A 14,637-nucleotide genomic window follows, 5' to 3' on the forward strand; every position below is an offset into this window, starting at 1 on the left:
CCTGCGGCAACCTCTCTTGGTCGCACCTTGGCAAGGGCCGGTTCAGGCGCCTAGATCAGAGGCAAGCAGCATGTCGGAAGGATTTTGCATGGCGTCATCGGTACGCGACAACAAGGACAGAAGCCGCTTCGAACTCGATGTCGGCAGCGAAATCGCCTTCGCCAATTACCGGCTGACGCCATCGGCGGTGATCATCACCCACACCGAGACGCCGCTCGCGTTGCGCGGCCGCGGCATCGCGTCCGAGCTGGTCAAGGGCACGCTGGAATTGATCCGCCGCGACGGCAACAAGGTGATCGCCGGTTGCGGCTTCGTCGTCGATTATCTCGAGAGGCATCCGGAGGATGCCGATCTCGTCGCCTGAATCGGCAAAAGGGCCCGCGAGATCGCGGGCCCTTGGCTGACGACCGAGGGTCGGTCAGTGCTTGATTTCAGGCGGCAACTTGCCGCCATTGGCGGCGAGCTTGGACATCACCTGCTTGTGCAGCCAGACGTTCATGCTCGCGGAATCGTTGGTATCGCCGCTGTAGCCGAGCTCCTTGGCTAAGTCCTTGCGCGCAGCGAGGCTGGAATCGATATCGAGCGCCTTCATCAGGTCGACGATCGAGGTGCGCCATTCCAGCTTCTCGCCCTTGTGCGCGGCGACCGCCGCATCGACGATCGAAGCGACGTCCACTGTCGCCCCGGGCGAGGCAGCAGGCGCCGATCCGCCAGGCGCGGCGCTAGCGGGCGCGGTGCCCGACGGTGCGCTGCCTGCGGGCGCGGCGGAAGCATGACTGCTGCCGAAGATCGCGCCCATGATTTTCCCGAAAATGCTCATGTCTGCTCCCCGAAAAGGATCCGTTGGAAGGGCCTTGAGTGGCACTTATAAACCAAGTTACGTCGTTGCGCCCGCGAAGTTCCGCGAACCAACACAGCATCAGCTTATCTGCGGCGAAATGACGACCGAATGACATTGTCGAGGTTGCACTGCGACATCGAATCTCACCCAAGCGTGAGGGACAGGACTCGCAAATGGGCGTAGCCTTGACGTTCAGCTCGCGGTGCCATCCGGAATTCGCGTCTGGTCGGGATCGCGAAACTCAGAGAAGAGCGGCCGCTTGCGCCGTTTGCCGGCGCCGGATTCGGCCGCCTAAGGAGCAAGCGACCATGGCCACACTTTACCGGGGCAATGTCCCCACCATGGCCCAGCCCGCGGAAGCGGCTGGACCGGCGATCCGAACCATCCAACTCTCCGATCTGCACGATGCGCTCAAGCGCGGCTGGGAAGATTTCAAAGCGGTCCCGAGCCACGCCATCATCCTCTGCGTGATCTATCCTGTGCTGGGCCTCGTGCTCGCCCGCGTGGTGATGGGTTATTCGGTGCTGCCACTGTTGTTCCCGCTGGCCGCGGGCTTCGCCCTGATCGGCCCGTTCGCCGCGCTCGGTCTCTACGAGCTCTCCAGCCGGCGCGAACGCTATGAGGAGGCGAGCGCCTGGGATGCCATGGAGGTGCTGCGTTCGCCCTCTTTCGGCGCCATGCTCGGTCTCGGCGCGCTGTTGCTCGCCCTGTTCGTGACCTGGGTTGCGACCGCGCAGGCGATCTACGTCGCGGCGTTCGGCTATGAAGGCGCATCCGGGATCTCGGATTTTCTGACGCGTGTTCTCACGAGCCCGCAAGGCTGGTGGCTGATCGTGGTCGGCTGCGGCACCGGCTTCCTGTTCGCCCTTGCCGCGCTCTGTATCAGCGCCGTGTCGTTCCCGTTGATGCTCGACCGCCATGCCGGCGCGTTCGAGGCGATGGTGACGTCGCTGCGCGTGGTCGCGAAGAACCCGGTGCCGATGGCGGCGTGGGGCCTGATCGTGGCGGTCCTGCTGGCGCTGGGCACCATTCCAGCCTTCCTCGGCCTTGCCGTGGTGATCCCCCTGCTCGGCCATGCCACCTGGCATCTCTACCGGAAGGTGATCGTGTCGGATCCGGGAGCGCGTCCTGCGCCGCCTCCGCCGCATCGTCCGCGCAAGCCGGCCGCTGACTTCCCCGCCAACCTCTTCCCCTGGCGCAATCGGACCGACGCCTGACGATATCGTGACATGCGATCCTGCCCCGGTCCGGGCAGGATCGCACACTGTCATACGCCTTGCTTTGGCCGCGGTTACCACCGAAATTGCGCCCGCCGGTCAGATCACTTCACGGAATTAATTGACTCGAATGACCCCGACGATTTCTCGTCTCGCCCTCGCAGCCCTCCTCATCTCCGCGTCAATCCTATCCGCCCAGCCAGCGCTCGCCGCTGTTGCCTGCGGCTCTGGCAATTTCGACGCCTGGCTTGCGGACTTCAAAACCGACGCCGCGGCCAAAGGCATCTCGCAACAGGCCATTTCCGCCGGACTTACCGGCGTCACGCTCGATCAGAGCGTGCTCAACCGCGACCGCTCGCAAAAGGTCTTCACCCAGACCTTCGAGGAGTTTTCAGGCCGCATGGTGCCGCCGCGCATGACGCGCGGCTCCAACATGATGAAGCAATACGGCTCGGTGCTGTCGCGCATCGAGCAGACCTACGGCGTGCCCGGCGAGGTGCTGGTCGCGATCTGGGGTCTCGAGACCGATTTCGGCGTCAACACCGGCAAGTTCGCGACCATCCGCTCACTGGCGACGCTGGCCTATGACTGCCGGCGCGCCGAGCAGTTCCGCGCCGAGCTGTTGGATGCGCTGCGCATCGTCCAGCGCGGCGACCTGGCACCGGCCGACATGAAGGGCGCCTGGGCCGGCGAGCTCGGCCAGACCCAGTTCATGCCGTCCTCCTGGATGAAATATGCCGTCGATTTCGACGGCAACGGCAAGCGCGATCTTCTGCACAACGCCCCCGACGTGCTCGCCTCCACCGCGAACTATCTCGCTGGTTATGGTTGGCAGCGCGGCAAGGACTGGCAGCCTGGCGCCCCGAATTTTGCGGTGCTCCAGCAGTGGAATAAGAGCGAGGTCTATTCCAAGACCGTCGCCCATTTCGCCACCCAGCTGGCACGCGCCCCTTAAATGTTTGCTGGCCAAAAGCGTAGGGCCGATCGCCCGGCGACCGGCCCTCTCTTGGTGCGTTTTCGAAGTTTCTTATTTGCCCATGGTGGCGTGCATCGCCTTGTTCAGATGGGCGCCGCACGCACCCATCTTGCTGTTGAGCAGCGAGTCCTGCGCGGCCGCGATCTCCTTCTGCGCGACCATCTTGCCGTCGCCATCGGGCATGGCCTCGATCGCGGTCTCGGTCTTCTCCAGATTGGCCGAGCTGCAGCCGCCCATGGCGTGCTTGGCGGCCTGGGCTGGCGCGACGGCGAATGCGACGGCGGCGATTGCGATAACCCCGAGTAACTTCGTCATGATGTTACTTTCCTTCTCTTGTTCTTGGCACAGCCCCAGCGACATTGCCGGAATCTGCGACATGACTTTCCTCCGGGCGCGGCAACATGACGCAATAAATTCCTCGCGAGAATTGCGTGATGTTGCGCACCACGCAGAGCCGCATGCGAAACTTCTGATTTTCATTACACCCTCGTAATGAAGGCCACACGTTCAGCGTGTGTGCATTGCACCATGGGAGCGGTTGGAGCTGTGAACCGAGGCTGGATTGGATCGTCTGCCTTGCAGCCGCCCGTCACGTCGATCCGCCCAGCTCGGAACCAAGCGAATCGCTAACCCCGCGCCCGTCGAAACGCGGCCGCTCGTGGCATAAAATTGAATTTCAATTCATTTTTATCTTTTGCTCTCATGCGGTTCGCGCATGCGAGACTTGGGTGCAGGAGCTAGACAATCGCCTTGTAAACGAATGGAGCGAACCTTATTTCGTCTCCAATTGGAACCTGGATATCCGCGGTAACTCCTTGAATTCACGGCCATTTATAGCGCGCACGCCCCCGTTGCGCCTACCCTTTGGGCGGCAGTGCCTCCGGGTTAATCGTCCGTTACCAGAGCCATGCACATATGGCTTAGCTGCATCGCAACATCGGAACTTTCGCACTGCACCACTCTCACCTATATTCATTTCAACGATGACGCCCGGGCAAGGGCTGAATCAAACTACAGGAGACTACCAATGCTGCTCTCGCTCATCCGCATGATCCAGGCGTTCCGGGACTATCAGCGCAATGTTGCCGAGCTGTCCCAGCTCAGCGATCGCGAATTGGCCGATATCGGCCTCGATCGCTCGGACATCGCGCGCGTTGCCGCCGGTCAGTATCAGGGCTGATATCGTTCAGCCCTTCACCGGACAAACCGATAGCGCCCGCCTCGTGCGGGCGTTGTCGCATCCAGTGGCAGAAAACTCGATCTCGGCGATTCCACTCGTCGCCGAAAAGCGCTACCTGTCCGCCCCATGACAGGACCCCAATCCAATTCCGTGCACGTCATCGGCGCAGGCCTTGCCGGCTCCGAAGCCGCCTGGCAGGTGGCCAAATCCGGCGTGCCCGTGGTGCTGCACGAGATGCGGCCGACCCGCATGACCGAGGCACACCGCACCGACGGACTTGCCGAGCTCGTCTGCTCCAACTCGTTCCGCTCGGATGATGCCGCCAACAACGCCGTCGGCCTGCTTCATGCCGAGATGCGCCGCCTCGACTCGCTGATCATGCGTGCGGCCGACGCCAACCAGGTGCCCGCCGGCGGTGCGCTGGCGGTCGATCGCGACGGCTTCTCCGCGGCCGTCACCAAGGCGCTCAACGACCACCCCCTGATCGAGATCGCCCGCGACGAGGTTGCAGGCCTGCCGCCGGCCGAGTGGAGCAACGTCATCGTTGCGACTGGTCCCCTCACCTCGGCGCCGCTGGCCGAAGCCATCCGCGAGCTGACCGACGAGAACGCGCTCGCCTTCTTCGACGCGATCGCGCCGATCGTGCACCGCGAATCCATCGACATGTCGGCAGCATGGTTCCAGTCGCGCTACGACAAGGTCGGTCCCGGCGGCACCGGTGCCGACTACATCAACTGCCCGATGACCAAGGAGCAGTATGACGGCTTCGTCGCCGCGCTGGTCGCCGGCGAGAAGACCGAGTTCAAGGAATGGGAAACCAACACGCCCTATTTCGACGGCTGTCTGCCGATCGAGGTGATGGCGGAGCGCGGCCCCGAGACCTTGCGCCACGGGCCGATGAAGCCGGTCGGCCTCACCAATCCGCACGATCCCACCACCAAAGCCTACGCAATCGTGCAGCTGCGCCAGGACAACAAGCTCGGCACGCTCTACAACATCGTCGGCTTTCAGACGAAGCTGAAATACGGGGAGCAGCAGCGCATCTTCCGCACCATTCCGGGGCTGGAAAAGGCCGAATTCGCCCGCCTCGGCGGCCTGCATCGCAACACCTTCCTCAACTCGCCAAAGCTGCTCGACGGCCAGTTGCGCCTGCGCGCGCAGCCGCGGCTGCGTTTTGCCGGCCAGATGACGGGCTGCGAGGGCTATGTGGAATCCGCCAGCGTCGGCCTGATCGCCGGCCTCTATGCGGCCGCGGATGCGCGCGGCGAGACACTTGCGAGCCCGCCGGGCACCACCGCGCTTGGATCCCTGCTCGGCCACATCACGGGCGGCCATATCGAGACCATCGAGCCCGGCACCCGCTCGTTCCAGCCGATGAACATCAATTTCGGCCTATTCCCCCCGCTCGCCAGCGCACCGACGAAGAAGCCAGACGGAAGCCGGCTGCGCGGGAACGAAAAGACCGTGGCCAAGAAGCAGGCGATGAGCGCGCTGGCGCTCGCCGATCTCGATCGCTGGATCGCCGATCACCTGCGCATTGCCGCCGCGGCATGAGTTTTCGACTTCCCAAAGACGACGCCGCAATACTCTCGGCGCGCTGGACCGAGGGCGTTCTGCTCAAGCGCGACGTGTTCTCGACCGTCGAGCGCGGGCGCTTCCGTGGCGATAACAGCGAAGTCGACGCGGTGCTGCGCCGGCTGGATGAAGTACCGTGGTGGTCGTTCTTGCTGGCGCGCCATCTGTTCGCCCGAGAGAAGCATGCGCTGGTGCTCGCCAAGGGGCTGAACGTCGGGCCCGAGCTATTGTGGGCCGGACGCCGCGCGCTGGCGCGCAGCTTCGTCGACGGCGTTGCGCTGCATCTGGCCAAACCGCACGGCGACCTCGCCTATTTCCGCTCGGCCAAAGCAGCCCTGCGCCGGCTGCGCCGCGCCGGCATCTGCCACAACGATCTTGCCAAGGAACAGAACTGGCTGGTCGGCCGCGACGGGCTTGCCTACGTGACCGACTTTCAGCTTGCGGCCTGCTTCAACCGACGCGGTCGGCTCTATCGCGTCCTGGCCTATGAAGACCTGCGGCATCTGCTCAAGCACAAGCGCTCCTATGCACCTGACGCGCTGACGCCGCGGGAGCGAAAAATCCTGGCGAAGAAGTCGTTCGCCGCCAGCCTCTGGCTCGCCACCGGCAAGAAGGTCTATCGGGCAATCACACGCGGCCTCTTCAACTTCACCGACCGCGAAGGCGGCGGCCGCCGGCTCGTCAACGACGCGCCGCTGCTGGCGGAGCTGATCCGCAAGAATCCCGCCGTGCGCGACACCGCCATCGTCGCCTTTGCCGACCGCCGCTCCGGTGTCGGGCTCTATGCCTTCGTTGAAGCTGATCAGTCCAACCTTGAACGCCAATTGCGGGACGAGCTCGCCGCCGCCAAGGGCCCAAAGCCGCCGGAACACATCCAAATCGTGCACGCACTGCCCCGCGATGCCGGCGGCAAGCCGCGCACCGAGATCCTGCAACTGGTCGCCATGAACCAGCTCGACCTGATCGAGCCGATGATGAAGAACGACCAGGACCGCGCCTTCCTCAAGGACATCCTGGAGCAGCGCAAGAACCTGCGCGATCGCTTCAATTTCGAGGCGGACCTGCCGGCGGGCTAGCACGGTGGACCCGCCTTGAAGCGCCCACATTGGCGATAGAGAAGCGATCGGAGAATTCGGGCTTGGCGGGAGGGGCTGACGGGGTCATGGGTACTCGGGGAACGATGATGCATCGTGTGGTTGGCAGCCTGATCGCTGGCCTTCTGCTGCTCGCCACCACGCCCGCAATGGCCGAATCCCCAACCGATCAAATCTCGAGCTTCCGCCTCAAGCATGGTGAGGTCCGCGTCGTGCGGGATTCGACCCTCGACCGCATCGCCATGGACCAGGCGCGCGCGATGGCGGCGAAGGACGACCTCAGTCACGACGCCCTCGGTCCGTTCAATCGCCGCGTCGCGCCGGCCGGCGCAGGCCGCGCCGCCGAGAACATCGCCTACGGCTACGACAATTTCGAGAAGACGCTGGGCCAGTGGATCGACTCGTCCGGACACCGCAAGAATCTCTTGCTGCACAACGCCTCCCGCGTCGGGATCGCGAACGCGAAAACCGCCAGCGGCAAGCGTACCTACTGGGCGATGGTGATCGCCGGCGACTACGAGCCGAAGGGCAAAGGCAAGAAGGACAAGGAGCCGCTGGTCGCCGTGAAACGTGAGGCCGCTCCTGCAAGCAAGCCCAAATCCGGCGGCTGTCACATCAAGCTGCTCGGGCTCTGTATCTGAGGCGAACTCAGGCATTGCCGCCGGCCATCTTGCTCGCACTCCTCCACGCGCCTAATTCATGCACTGAGATCGCGAGAAGCGGAGGCGCAATTGATCGACATCGAGCGAATACGTGCCGATACCCCAGCTACCTCCCGGCTTGCGTACCTTCACAACGCAGGGGCGGCTCTCATGCCGGCTCCCGTTGTGGAGGCCATGAAGCGGCATATCGATCTGGAGAGCGAGATCGGAGGTTACGCTGCAGCCGACCGGGCGTCCGATCGGCTGGAAGCGGTCTACGGCTCGGTCGCGCGCCTGCTGAATGCCGCGCCGGATGAGATCGCGCTCATGGAGAACGCGACGGTGGCCTGGCAGATGGCGTTCTACGCATTTCGGTTTCGCGAGGGCGACCGGATCCTGACCGCCGAGGCGGAATACGCTGCCAATTATGTCGCCTTTCTTCAGGTCGCCAAGCGTACAGGCGCCGTCATCGAAGTCGTGCCGAGCGACGCCAGCGGCGAGCTCGACGTCCACGCGCTCGAACGCATGATCGACGAGCGCGTGAAACTTATTGCGATCACCTGGGTTCCGACCAATGGCGGACTGGTCAATCCGGCTGCAGCCGTCGGCAAAACCGCGCGAGCGCGAGGCATTCCCTATCTGCTCGACGCCTGCCAGGCCGTCGGACAGATGGCGGTCGATGTCGAGGCCATCGGCTGTGACATGTTGTCGGCGACCGGCCGCAAATTCCTGCGCGGCCCGCGCGGCACCGGCTTTCTCTACGCCCGCCGGGAGATGCTGCAACAGCTCGAACCGCCGATGATTGACCACTTCGCCGCGCCCTGGGTCTCCCGGGACGCTTACCGGCTGCGTGACGATGCGCGCCGGTTCGAGACCTGGGAGAACAATTACGCGGCGCGTCTGGGACTGGGCGCGTCTGTCGATTATGCCCTCGACATCGGAATAGGCCCCATCGAGCAGCGCTGCCGCGTGCTGTCGGACCGTCTCCGGGGCGGCCTCGCGTCCGTTCGCGGCATCAGAATTCGCGACCTCGGACGCGCTCCGGGAGCCATCGTCAGCTTCACGATGGAAGGGTACGAGGCGGAAGCGGTCGTCAGTGATGCGGCCGCAGCCGGCATCACGATCGGTGCCTCAGATCCGTCGAGCACGCGCATCGATGCCGAAATTCGTTCGCTGCCGCCGGTGGTGCGGGCATCCCCGCATTACTACAACACGGAAGCCGAGATCGATCGGCTGATCGCCCATTTGGCGGGTTTGGTGCCGCGATAGCAAGGCGCAAGAACCTGCGCGACCGAATCGAGTTCGAAGCCGATCCGCCGTCGCCCCAGCACATGGCCTTCAACCTTTCGTTGTCAGCGCCGACAGCTGATCGGTGTCGAAGCGGGCGCGCAATTCACTGATGGCTTTCGCGTCCGGGGCTCCGCTTGCGGTCAGCTTGGCCAATTCTTCGAAGTAGCGTTCGTGTCCCGGTGGAGAGACCGTCATGAGCACGCGCGCGGGCTTCTCGCTGACGTTGGTGATGTTGTGCGGGACGCCCGGGGGGATGAAGAGGTAGGTCCCCGGTGCCGCTCGGACGACTTCGTCACCGACATGCCATTCGCACTCGCCCTCCAGCATGTAGAAGGTCTCTTCCTGCACGCGATGAACGTGCCGGCCGGTGGCGAACCCCGCCGGTATCGTCCAGTCGAACATGCTGGTGTGCTTTGTATGTTCGCCGGTTACCAGGAAGGCCATCGGTTGACCGCGCAGCATGATTCCCTTTGTCTCGCCGGGCCTGCGGATGAGCGGTTTGGCGTTCATGTGACCCTCCATGGCTTGGTGCGGCTCTGCCTGAAAACTGCGCCATTGTGATCCAGCGGCTCCTGAAAGTGGTGAAGCCGTTCGGAAAACATTGCAAAAAACCTCCGAAATGTGCCCTTCTTTGGCAATGGCCATGATCCTTGAATTTGGTCCATTCCGTCTGGACGCCGATGCAAGAATCCTTTTCCACGGTGCCGAGCCGACCCCCCTCGGCCAGCGAGCCGTCCTGCTCTTGGCCCTGCTCGTGCGACGGGCCGGCGCGCCGGTGTCCAAGGAAGCCTTGATCGAGGCGGCGTGGCCCGCCCAGGCAATCGAAGACAGTAATTTGACCGTCCAAATCGCTGCTGCGCGGCGCATTTTGGCGAATATCTCTGGAGAGGCCCGCTGGATCGAGACCCTGCCGCGGCACGGCTATCGCTATGTGGGTCCCTCCGTTACGACGTCCCATCGGGATCACGCATCCGCCGCCTCCGCAGCGCCATCGCTGATGTTGCCTGACAGGCCGTCAATCGCGGTCTTGCCCTTCGCGAACCTGAGCGGTGATGCAGAGCAGGACTACTTTGCCGACGGGATGGTCGACGACATCGTCACCGGACTGTCGCGCATCAACTGGCTGTTCGTGATCGCGCGGAATTCGACGCTCATTTACAAGGGTCGTGCGGTGGACTTGAAACAGGTCGGCCGCGAGCTTGGCGTCCGGTATGTGCTGGAAGGCAGCGTCCGGAAGACCGGCACAACGGTCCGTATCACAGGCCAGTTGATCGATACGTCGACCGGCGGGCATGTGTGGGCCGAACGCTACGAGCGCCGGTCCGAGGACGTTTTCGCCCTCCAGGATGACATCGCCTTATCGGTCGTCGGCGCCATTGCGCCGAGCCTGCGGCGCGCCGAATTCAACAGGGTCAAGCGCCAACGGCCCGACAGCCTCGATGCTTATGATCTTGTCCTGCGGGCCCAGCCGGATGTCGATTCCGGAATGCCTGAACAGGTCACGCAGGCCCTTGTGCTGCTCGCGCGTTCGATCGCGCTAGAGCCTACTTATGCGCTGGCGCACGGCAATGCCGCAATGTGCCACCATTGCCTGTTCCTTCGAGCCGGTTTGCAGGAGGTCAATCGGGCCGCGTCTATCCATCATGCTCGGTCGGCCCTGATCCACGGACAGGATGACGGGCTTGCTCTCACCCTTGCGGCTTTTTCGATCGGCATGGATGGGCACGATCGTTCCGCAGCATTCACTGCACTCGACGCCGCACTCGCCATCAGCCCATCATCGGCGCTGACCTACATCCTCGGCAGCGTCATGCTCGGTTGGGGCGGCGAAGCCGACCGCGCCATCGAGTGGAGCGAAAGGGGCGTGCGGCTCAGTCCGTTCGATCCCTGGGCCTTTGCTGCGTTCGACGCGCAGGCCATGGGTCACTTCCACCGCGGTCGATATGAAGAAGCCTGTCGTGCGGCCTACCGGTCGGTTCAGGCCAATCCTCGACATAGCATTACCTATGTGCAACTGGCCGCGGCGCTCGCAAAGCTCGGACGTCTGGAAGAAGCGAGGGCGGCGGCCGCCCGGGTACTCGAGTTGCACCCGACGTTCCGCTACAGCCGGCAGTTCTCAGGCGTCAACTGTTCCCCGGCGCTTGCGTCGTCCCTTGGCGAGGCGCTTCGTGCCGCCGGCCTGCCGGAATGACGGTCGCGCCAATCACGTGCAGCGCGCACTCAATCCGGATGCGCCAAGCTTGGCCATGACCTCGTCGAGATGGGCGCTGTCGCGGGTCTCGATGACGAGTTGCAGCAGCGTCGCCTTCGCCGGCAGGTCCGAGAACGTGCGCTGGTGCGAGACTTCGATGATGTTGGCGCCGGCCTCGGCCAGCAGTGCCGCGACCGCAGCCAGTTGACCGGGCCTGTCGGGGATGTCGAGCGACAACTGGGTCAGCCGCCCCTCGCGCGCCAACTCGCGGGTGAGCACCGACGCGATCAGCCGTGTGTCGATATTGCCGCCGCTCAGCACCAGCCCGACCTTCTGGCCGGCAAAGCGGGAGGGATCGGACATCAGCGCAGCGAGGCCAGCGGCGCCGGCGCCCTCGACGACCGTCTTCTCGATCGAGATCAGGGTGGCGACCGCACGTTCAAGTTCGGCTTCGTTGACCAGCGCAATGTCGTCGACGAGGCGGCGGACGATTTCGGTCGTGATCTTGCCAGGCGATTTCACCGCGATGCCTTCGGCGAGCGTATCGCCGCGCGCCGGCAGATTGCCGTCATGGATGGCGTTGTACATCGAGGGATAGAGCCAGGCCTCGACGCCGAGGATCCGCAGCGATGGCTTGATCGATTTCGCGGCAATGCCGATCCCGCTGATCAGGCCGCCGCCGCCGATCGGAACGACCAGCGTGTCAAGCTCCGGTACCGCCTTCATCATCTCCAGCCCGACCGTGCCCTGCCCCGCGATGACAAGCGGTTCGTCGTAAGGATGGACGAAGATCATGCCGCGAGCTTCGCCGTGGCTGCGTGCATACGCGGCGGATTCCTCCAGCGTCGCGCCCGTGACCACCACCTCGGCGCCGTGGTGCTTGGTGTTCTCGACCTTCACCATGGGCGTGCCGACCGGCATGACGATGGTGGCGGGAATGCCGAGCCGCCTGGCGTGATAGGCAACGCCCTGCGCGTGGTTACCAGCCGACATCGCGACGACGCCGCGCGCGCGCTCCTCCGGTGTCAGCGCCGCGAGGCGGTTGAGCGCGCCGCGCTCCTTGAACGAGGAGGTGAACTGGAGGTTCTCGAATTTCAGCCAGATGTCGCAGCCGCAGATGTTGCTCAGCGTGCGGCTGTAGCTACAGGGCGTCTCGACGACGGCGCCGCGGATGGTCTTGGCGGCGGCATGAATATCATCGGGCGCGACCGGAAGGCCGCTGAGATCAGAGGACACGCTTTGGGACAATTCAGCCATGGGACAGCATAGAGCATTTGGCAAAATGAGGCGATAAGCCAGCTTCTATTTGGTAAATTCCCGCGATCGTGAAGCCCGCCACAGCGTCCACAGCGTGCGCAGCCGCGACGACTGCTGCGGCGTAAACGGATTACGCGCGGGCTGCGACAGGCGCTCGAGGTCGGCCCGCACCTGGCTCAGCGGCAGAAATGCCGGCCGTGCCGACGGCGGCACCTCCGCCAACAGCGACAAGGCCGTGGTCAAATGCTGCCCGGCCTCGCCCGCGAGTTGGTTCAGGACGGCGCGCAAATTCGGCGTCTCCTTGCCGGCGAACACATCCTCCATGTTGCAGCCATGGCTCGCCAGAACCTGCTGCGGCAAGAACAATCGCCGGTGCGCCGCATCGCGCGGCAAGTTCGCGATGACCTGAGCGATGCCCTGGGCCAGCCCGGCATGCCGCGCGAGATGCTCCGCTGCGTCCAAAGGTGACGCCATGATCCGTGCCGCGAGGGCAAACAACGCCGAGCAAGTCGCGGCCAGATAGCCTTCGAGCGCCGTCATGGTCGGCATCGGATCGTTGTAGAGATCGAACTGGTGCTCGTCGGCGAGCAGCGACAGCGGCTCGACCGGCAGGTCGAAATCGCGGATCGCGCGGAGCAGTTCCGCCGCCACCGGATTGCCCTCGGCGCTGCCATGGACCTGGCCCGAAAGCATGTCGGTCCACCATTGCAGGCGGATTTCGCCGGGCAAGGGCTGGCTCACCTGATCGCGAACGCGGACGATCTCGACATTGAAGGCATAGAGCGCCAGCAGCGCGCGGCGCTCGGGGGCAGGCGCGAACAGGGTCGCGGCATAGTGGGAAAAGTCGTGGCTGCGCACGAGGTCAGCGCAGAAGGCAGCGGAATCCGGCGGCGGCGCGGAACTGCTCATGGCACGGCGATCAGCGCGGCCGCGACGCGGCGCCGTTCGCCCATCATGATGTTGTAGGTGCGCACGGCAGGTCCGGTCTGCATCGTGTCCAGCACCACCCTCACCGCTTTCAGCGCCTGGCGCAGCTCCGGCGGCGGCAGCCAGACACCGGTTCCCGTCCCGATCAGAAGCGTGTCGATACTATTGGCGGAGATGAACACCCGATCCAGCGAATAGCGGTCGATCCGCGCCGGGTCTGTCACGTCCCAGGCCCAGATCGCGTCAGGCAGGCAGAGCAGCGAGCCCCGATGCGACATGCCCGCAAAGGCGAAGCCGCCCTTGCCATAGGCCTCGATCGGCGCCGAGCGCGGGAAATGCGGTGCGTTGGAATCGCCGGCCATGAGCTTCGTCCGAATAGGCTTATCGCCCTCGCAAACGCCTGCGAGGGCGTGCGGTTCGGATCATGCCTTGTTTTTCTTCGCCGGCGCAGCCGTATCGCGCGCATCTTCGCGATGCTCGCCGACGCCGAGATAGATCAGGATCGGCGCCGCGATGAAGATCGAGGTGTAGGTGCCGACCAGCACCACGCCGAACATCATCACCGCGGTGAAGCTGTGGATGGCATGACCGCCGAACAGGAGCAGGGCCAACAGCGCCAGCGTCACCGTGAAGTGGGTGATGATCGAGCGCGACAGCGTCGAGTTAATGGACTCGTTGAGGAGCTGCGGCATCGGCATCTTCTTGTAGCGCCGCAGCATTTCACGGATTCGGTCGTAGATGACGACGGTGTCGTTCAGCGAATAGCCGAGAATGGTCAGAAGTGCCGCGATGCTGGTCAGGTCGAAATCGACCTGGCTGATCGACATGAAGCCGATCGTCAGCACGATGTCGTGCACGTTGGCGATCATGGCGCCGAGCGCAAACTGCCACTCGAAGCGGAACCAGAGGTAGATCAGGATCGAGACGATCGCGAGCATCAGGCCGAGCATGCCGTAGGCGAGCAATTCGCCCGATACGCGCGGTCCCACCACCTCGACGCGGCGATAGTCGACGGAATCGCCAAGCGCGGAACGAACCTTCTGCACGGCCTCCTGCTGCGCGGCGTCACCGCCCGGCTGCTCCGCGACGCGGATCAGGACGTCGGCCGGACCGCCGAACTGCTGCAGCTGGACTTCGCCGAGGCGCAAACCATCCAGCGTTGTACGCATCGCCGCGATATCGGCGGTGCCTGACTTGGCCTGCACTTCGAGCAGCGTGCCGCCGCGGAAGTCGATGCCGAAATTCAGGCCGTGGGTGAAGAACAGCGTGATCGCGACGATCGACAGCGCTGCCGAGATCGGGAAGCTGATGCGGCGGAAGCGCGTGAAGTCGAAATGGGTATTGTCGGGGACGATGCGCAGCGACGGCAGCCAGCCGAACGCCGCAACCACGGTGAGAATGGCAATGAGGACGCCGAGCCCGATGAGAATGGTATGATTCACGATCAG

Annotated in this window: 16 protein-coding genes; 9 read left to right on the forward strand and 7 right to left on the reverse strand. The window is 64.1% G+C overall.

Features of this window, described 5'->3' with window-relative positions:
• Positions 1 to 88: 88 nt before the first annotated feature.
• On the forward strand, positions 89 to 364 hold the full coding sequence (locus tag ABIB00_RS27205) for a GNAT family N-acetyltransferase (RefSeq protein ID WP_354106487.1): 276 nt from the start codon (positions 89 to 91) through the stop codon (positions 362 to 364).
• A gap of 54 nt (positions 365 to 418) precedes the next feature.
• Here ABIB00_RS27205 and ABIB00_RS27210 read toward each other — a convergent pair whose 3' ends face one another.
• On the reverse strand, positions 419 to 820 hold the full coding sequence (locus tag ABIB00_RS27210) for a DUF3597 domain-containing protein (protein WP_247349138.1): 402 nt from the start codon (positions 818 to 820) through the stop codon (positions 419 to 421).
• A 329-nt stretch (positions 821 to 1,149) separates the two neighbouring features.
• Between ABIB00_RS27210 and ABIB00_RS27215 the strand changes: the two genes are divergently transcribed.
• The gene (locus tag ABIB00_RS27215) at positions 1,150 to 2,058 is read left to right on the forward strand and encodes a DUF2189 domain-containing protein (protein ID WP_247349139.1); all 909 of its coding nucleotides are present in this window, start codon (positions 1,150 to 1,152) and stop codon (positions 2,056 to 2,058) included.
• Between the two features lie 130 nt (positions 2,059 to 2,188).
• Positions 2,189 to 3,013 (forward strand): lytic murein transglycosylase, encoded by an 825-nt coding sequence (locus ABIB00_RS27220; protein WP_354106488.1) that lies wholly within the window; start codon positions 2,189 to 2,191, stop codon positions 3,011 to 3,013.
• A gap of 72 nt (positions 3,014 to 3,085) precedes the next feature.
• On the opposite strand, the gene ABIB00_RS27225 is transcribed toward ABIB00_RS27220, so the two are convergent.
• Entirely contained in the window at positions 3,086 to 3,412 is a 327-nt protein-coding gene (locus tag ABIB00_RS27225) for a hypothetical protein (RefSeq protein ID WP_247349142.1), read from the reverse strand.
• A 649-nt stretch (positions 3,413 to 4,061) separates the two neighbouring features.
• Between ABIB00_RS27225 and ABIB00_RS27230 the strand changes: the two genes are divergently transcribed.
• From ABIB00_RS27230 to ABIB00_RS27250, 5 genes are all read left to right on the forward strand, one after another.
• The gene (locus ABIB00_RS27230; protein ID WP_247349143.1) at positions 4,062 to 4,214 is read left to right on the forward strand and encodes a DUF1127 domain-containing protein; all 153 of its coding nucleotides are present in this window, start codon (positions 4,062 to 4,064) and stop codon (positions 4,212 to 4,214) included.
• Positions 4,215 to 4,340: 126 nt separating this feature from the next.
• Positions 4,341 to 5,768 (forward strand): methylenetetrahydrofolate--tRNA-(uracil(54)-C(5))-methyltransferase (FADH(2)-oxidizing) TrmFO, encoded by a 1,428-nt coding sequence (trmFO, locus tag ABIB00_RS27235; RefSeq protein ID WP_247349144.1) that lies wholly within the window; start codon positions 4,341 to 4,343, stop codon positions 5,766 to 5,768.
• Complete coding sequence (locus ABIB00_RS27240; protein ID WP_247446622.1) at positions 5,765 to 6,865, forward strand: serine/threonine protein kinase; 1,101 nt, start codon at positions 5,765 to 5,767, stop codon at positions 6,863 to 6,865. The genes trmFO and ABIB00_RS27240 overlap by 4 nt, the downstream gene beginning before the upstream one ends.
• Before the next feature lie 86 nt (positions 6,866 to 6,951).
• Entirely contained in the window at positions 6,952 to 7,524 is a 573-nt protein-coding gene (locus ABIB00_RS27245) for a CAP domain-containing protein (protein WP_354106489.1), read from the forward strand.
• Positions 7,525 to 7,614: 90 nt separating this feature from the next.
• On the forward strand, positions 7,615 to 8,793 hold the full coding sequence (locus ABIB00_RS27250) for an aminotransferase class V-fold PLP-dependent enzyme (RefSeq protein WP_354106490.1): 1,179 nt from the start codon (positions 7,615 to 7,617) through the stop codon (positions 8,791 to 8,793).
• A gap of 69 nt (positions 8,794 to 8,862) precedes the next feature.
• On the opposite strand, the gene ABIB00_RS27255 is transcribed toward ABIB00_RS27250, so the two are convergent.
• Positions 8,863 to 9,324 (reverse strand): cupin domain-containing protein, encoded by a 462-nt coding sequence (locus ABIB00_RS27255; protein ID WP_354106491.1) that lies wholly within the window; start codon positions 9,322 to 9,324, stop codon positions 8,863 to 8,865.
• Positions 9,325 to 9,451: 127 nt separating this feature from the next.
• Between ABIB00_RS27255 and ABIB00_RS27260 the strand changes: the two genes are divergently transcribed.
• Positions 9,452 to 11,005 carry a winged helix-turn-helix domain-containing tetratricopeptide repeat protein gene (locus tag ABIB00_RS27260; RefSeq protein WP_354106535.1) on the forward strand — a complete coding sequence of 518 codons (1,554 nt, stop codon included), beginning with the start codon at positions 9,452 to 9,454 and terminating at the stop codon, positions 11,003 to 11,005.
• A gap of 12 nt (positions 11,006 to 11,017) precedes the next feature.
• Here ABIB00_RS27260 and ABIB00_RS27265 read toward each other — a convergent pair whose 3' ends face one another.
• Genes ABIB00_RS27265 through secF form a run of 4 tightly spaced genes read right to left on the reverse strand, consistent with a single transcriptional unit; the run spans position 11,018 to position 14,631 of the window.
• A complete protein-coding gene (locus ABIB00_RS27265; protein WP_354106492.1) occupies positions 11,018 to 12,262 on the reverse strand; it encodes a threonine ammonia-lyase in 1,245 nt (414 codons plus the stop codon).
• Between the two features lie 45 nt (positions 12,263 to 12,307).
• Entirely contained in the window at positions 12,308 to 13,171 is an 864-nt protein-coding gene (locus tag ABIB00_RS27270) for a phytoene/squalene synthase family protein (RefSeq protein WP_354106493.1), read from the reverse strand.
• Positions 13,168 to 13,551 carry an Mth938-like domain-containing protein gene (locus ABIB00_RS27275; protein WP_354106494.1) on the reverse strand — a complete coding sequence of 128 codons (384 nt, stop codon included), beginning with the start codon at positions 13,549 to 13,551 and terminating at the stop codon, positions 13,168 to 13,170. Before ABIB00_RS27275 ends, ABIB00_RS27270 begins: the two co-directional genes overlap by 4 nt.
• 60 nt (positions 13,552 to 13,611) lie before the next feature.
• The gene (gene secF, locus ABIB00_RS27280) at positions 13,612 to 14,631 is read right to left on the reverse strand and encodes a protein translocase subunit SecF (protein ID WP_354106495.1); all 1,020 of its coding nucleotides are present in this window, start codon (positions 14,629 to 14,631) and stop codon (positions 13,612 to 13,614) included.
• Positions 14,632 to 14,637 lie beyond the last annotated feature (6 nt).

The sequence above is a fragment of the Bradyrhizobium sp. LB14.3 genome (assembly GCF_040547985.1).
Lineage (GTDB): Bacteria > Pseudomonadota > Alphaproteobacteria > Rhizobiales > Xanthobacteraceae > Bradyrhizobium.

Excerpts from the sequence above, each read along its gene's own strand:
- ABIB00_RS27210 (WP_247349138.1), bottom strand. The coding sequence starts at position 820 with ATGAGCATTTTCGGGAAAATCATGGGCGCGATCTTCGGCAGCAGTCAT.
- ABIB00_RS27215 (WP_247349139.1), top strand. The coding sequence starts at position 1,150 with ATGGCCACACTTTACCGGGGCAATGTCCCCACCATGGCCCAGCCCGCG.
- ABIB00_RS27225 (WP_247349142.1), bottom strand. The coding sequence starts at position 3,412 with ATGTCGCAGATTCCGGCAATGTCGCTGGGGCTGTGCCAAGAACAAGAG.
- ABIB00_RS27245 (WP_354106489.1), top strand. The coding sequence starts at position 6,952 with ATGGGTACTCGGGGAACGATGATGCATCGTGTGGTTGGCAGCCTGATC.
- ABIB00_RS27270 (WP_354106493.1), bottom strand. The coding sequence starts at position 13,171 with ATGAGCAGTTCCGCGCCGCCGCCGGATTCCGCTGCCTTCTGCGCTGAC.
- ABIB00_RS27240 (WP_247446622.1), top strand. The coding sequence starts at position 5,765 with ATGAGTTTTCGACTTCCCAAAGACGACGCCGCAATACTCTCGGCGCGC.
- ABIB00_RS27260 (WP_354106535.1), top strand. The coding sequence starts at position 9,452 with ATGGCCATGATCCTTGAATTTGGTCCATTCCGTCTGGACGCCGATGCA.
- ABIB00_RS27275 (WP_354106494.1), bottom strand. The coding sequence starts at position 13,551 with ATGGCCGGCGATTCCAACGCACCGCATTTCCCGCGCTCGGCGCCGATC.
- ABIB00_RS27255 (WP_354106491.1), bottom strand. The coding sequence starts at position 9,324 with ATGAACGCCAAACCGCTCATCCGCAGGCCCGGCGAGACAAAGGGAATC.
- ABIB00_RS27230 (WP_247349143.1), top strand. The coding sequence starts at position 4,062 with ATGCTGCTCTCGCTCATCCGCATGATCCAGGCGTTCCGGGACTATCAG.
- ABIB00_RS27265 (WP_354106492.1), bottom strand. The coding sequence starts at position 12,262 with ATGGCTGAATTGTCCCAAAGCGTGTCCTCTGATCTCAGCGGCCTTCCG.
- ABIB00_RS27205 (WP_354106487.1), top strand. The coding sequence starts at position 89 with ATGGCGTCATCGGTACGCGACAACAAGGACAGAAGCCGCTTCGAACTC.
- ABIB00_RS27220 (WP_354106488.1), top strand. The coding sequence starts at position 2,189 with ATGACCCCGACGATTTCTCGTCTCGCCCTCGCAGCCCTCCTCATCTCC.
- trmFO (WP_247349144.1), top strand. The coding sequence starts at position 4,341 with ATGACAGGACCCCAATCCAATTCCGTGCACGTCATCGGCGCAGGCCTT.